Origin of the sequence: Pseudomonas sp. NPDC089918 (assembly GCF_050280605.1) — a bacterium.
Lineage (GTDB): Bacteria > Pseudomonadota > Gammaproteobacteria > Pseudomonadales > Pseudomonadaceae > Aquipseudomonas.
Genome location: NZ_JBNNVP010000095.1, coordinates 1 through 2960 on the forward strand (window position 1 = coordinate 1; position 2960 = coordinate 2960).

The 2960-nt window shown below is 57.2% G+C and carries 4 protein-coding genes and 1 pseudogene; all 5 read left to right on the plus strand.

Going from position 1 to position 2960, the window contains the following annotated elements:
- The coding region (locus ACQKPC_RS30195) for an EF-Tu/IF-2/RF-3 family GTPase (protein ID WP_427628313.1) at positions 1 to 576 on the plus strand (576 nt) is incomplete at its 5' end.
- 159 nt (positions 577 to 735) lie between these two features.
- Entirely contained in the window at positions 736 to 1137 is a 402-nt protein-coding gene (gene rbfA, locus ACQKPC_RS30200) for a 30S ribosome-binding factor RbfA (protein ID WP_030128077.1), read from the plus strand.
- Between the two features lie 3 nt (positions 1138 to 1140).
- Positions 1141 to 2058, plus strand: a complete 918-nt coding sequence (truB, locus tag ACQKPC_RS30205; protein ID WP_008067213.1) for a tRNA pseudouridine(55) synthase TruB — start codon at positions 1141 to 1143, stop codon at positions 2056 to 2058.
- A gap of 142 nt (positions 2059 to 2200) precedes the next feature.
- Positions 2201 to 2470: a 30S ribosomal protein S15 gene (rpsO, locus tag ACQKPC_RS30210; protein ID WP_003176135.1), complete on the plus strand. Its 270-nt coding sequence runs from the start codon at positions 2201 to 2203 to the stop codon at positions 2468 to 2470.
- A gap of 195 nt (positions 2471 to 2665) precedes the next feature.
- Positions 2666 to 2884: pseudogene (locus ACQKPC_RS30215) on the plus strand (polyribonucleotide nucleotidyltransferase); the annotation flags it as partial.
- Positions 2885 to 2960: the final 76 nt, after the last annotated feature.

The following is a 2960-nucleotide window of genomic DNA, read 5'->3' on the forward strand; positions in this document are numbered from 1 at the left end:
CTGTTAGGTGTTTTTATTGTGGACTCAACTTTGACTTTGATCCGGAGGCTAGTGAGGGTGCGTGTGGTCGGTGGCGGTGTCGGTGGTATCACCGAATCCGACGCCAACCTGGCACTGGCCTCCAACGCTGTACTGTTCGGCTTCAACGTGCGTGCCGATGCTGGCGCTCGCAAGATCGTCGAGCAGGAAGGTCTGGATATGCGTTACTACAACGTGATCTACGACATCATCGAAGACGTCAAGAAAGCCCTCACCGGTATGCTGGGCAGCGATGTTCGCGAGAACATCCTGGGTACTGCTGAAGTGCGTGACGTGTTCCGTTCGCCGAAGTTTGGCGCGATCGCCGGTTGCATGGTTATCGAAGGTGTTGTTCACCGTAACCGTCCAATCCGTGTACTGCGTGAAGACATCGTTATCTTCGAAGGCGAGCTGGAATCCCTGCGCCGCTTCAAGGATGACGCTTCCGAAGTACGTGCCGGCATGGAATGCGGTATCGGCGTGAAGAGCTACAACGACGTCAAGGTCGGCGACAAGATCGAAGTCTTCGAGAAGGTGCAGGTTGCTCGCAGCCTCTAACTCGCGCACTTCAAGGGCCACGATGAGCCGCCGCATGCAGATGCGCGGCGCAACGTCCGGACTCTAAACGCAACGCCCGGTCTGGCTTTTGTCAGGCCGGGCGTTTGCCGCTTTCAGACCCCTCGGGTTTCACCGTGGGGCAGTAACAGGTAACAAGACATGGCAAAAGAATACAGCCGTACCCAACGTATCGGCGATCAGATGCAGCGTGAGCTGGCACAGCTGATCCGTCGTGAAGTCAAAGACCCGCGCGTCGGTCTGGTCACCATTACCGCTGTTGAAGTCAGCCGTGACGTCGGTCACGCCAAGATCTTCATCACTGTGATGGGCCAGGACAGCGCTGAAGACATCGCGCAAAGCATCAAGGTGCTCAACTCCGCCGCAGGTTTCCTGCGTATGCAGTTGGCTCGCGAAATGAAGTTGCGCAGCGTTCCGCAGTTGCACTTCCATTACGACGAAAGCGTCGTTCGTGGCGCGCACCTGTCGGCCCTGATCGAGCGTGCGGTGGCTGAAGACAATCAGCACCCGGTAGCGGCTGAACCCGAAGACGCCAAGGAGTAATCGGTGGCTCAGGTCAAACGTATCCGTCGTAACGTCAGCGGCATCATCCTGCTCGACAAGCCGCTGGGGTTCACCTCCAACGCGGCATTGCAGAAGGTCCGCTGGTTGCTCAATGCCGAGAAGGCCGGGCACACCGGCAGTCTCGATCCGCTGGCCACCGGCGTGCTGCCGTTGTGCTTTGGCGAGGCCACCAAGTTCTCGCAATACCTGCTCGATTCCGACAAGGCTTATGAAACCCTGGCGCAACTGGGCAAGACCACCACCACGGCCGATGCCGAAGGTGAAGTTTTGCTGGAACGCCCGGTGACCGTTGGTCGCGCCGATATCGAAGCTGTGCTGCCGAAATTTCGTGGGCAAATCAGTCAGATACCGCCGATGTACTCGGCGCTCAAGCGTGATGGGCAGCCGCTGTACAAGCTGGCCCGTGCAGGCGAAGTAGTGGAGCGCGAACCGCGTTCTGTTACTATTGCGCGCTTGGAATTACTGGCCTTTGAGGGTGATACTGCGCGGCTTGCGGTGGATTGCAGCAAAGGCACCTATATCCGCACCCTGGTGGAGGATATCGGTGAGCAACTCGGTTGTGGCGCTTACGTGGCTGAATTGCGACGTACCCAGGCCGGGCCTTTCACGCTTGCACAGACCGTCACTCTGGAAGAGCTTGAAGCGGTACATGCCGAAGGCGGCAACGAAGCGGTCGACCGCTTCCTGATGCCATCGGACAGCGGCCTGCTGGACTGGCCACTGTTGCATTTCTCGGAGCACAGCGCGTTCTACTGGCTTAACGGCCAACCGGTACGTGCCCCGGATGCACCGAAGTTCGGCATGGTACGGGTACAGGATCACAATGGTCGTTTCATCGGTATCGGTGAAGTGAGCGAAGACGGGCGCATCGCGCCACGTCGACTGATTCGGTCAGAATGACCGAAACCGGCCTGTGTAACAGCAGGTCGGCGAGTGTGGCTGTTAACAGGCACGGTCACTACTCATTTATAGATACAGGGATTTGTCCCTGGCCTGTTGAAGCTGTTTCTTTGAAACAGTTTCCTGATAAAAGGATTGCCTCATGGCTCTCGACGTTCAAGAAAAAGCTCAAATCGTAGCTGACTACCAGCAAGCTGTTGGTGACACTGGTTCGCCAGAAGTGCAAGTTGCACTGCTGACCCACAACATCAACAAGCTGCAAGGTCACTTCAAGGCCAACGGTAAAGATCACCACTCCCGTCGTGGTCTGATCCGCATGGTAAACCAGCGCCGTAAGCTGCTGGACTACCTGAAAGGCAAGGATCTGGGCCGTTACCAGGCTCTGATCGGTCGCCTGGGTCTGCGTCGCTAATAAGCGATTGCGCTAGAGGTTGGTTGTCTGTCGTGCGTCAGTGGGTCTCCCGCTGGCGCATGTCAGGCTCCCAGCCTCAAGTTTTATCTGGATAGTCGTTTTACCCTGGACAGGCGTTGGGCCGATTCCCGACATTGCCCAAGAATTTCGCAAGAAGACAAGTTCCCCAAGAGCCACAAAAGAAGGTAGGACACCGTGAACCCGGTAATCAAAAAATTCCAGTTCGGTCAGTCGACCGTTACCCTCGAGACTGGCCGTATCGCCCGTCAGGCCTCCGGCGCAGTATTGGTCACCGTTGACGATGACGTCAGCGTATTGGTGACTGTAGTCGGTGCCAAACAAGCCGATCCAGGCAAGGGCTTCTTCCCTCTGTCCGTTCACTACCAGGAAAAGACTTACGCTGCCGGTAAGCTGGAACTGGCCGAGGTGGCCGAGTCCGCCAATTGTTCGATCCGCACCATGCTCTGACGCACCACCTGCTGACCGCTCT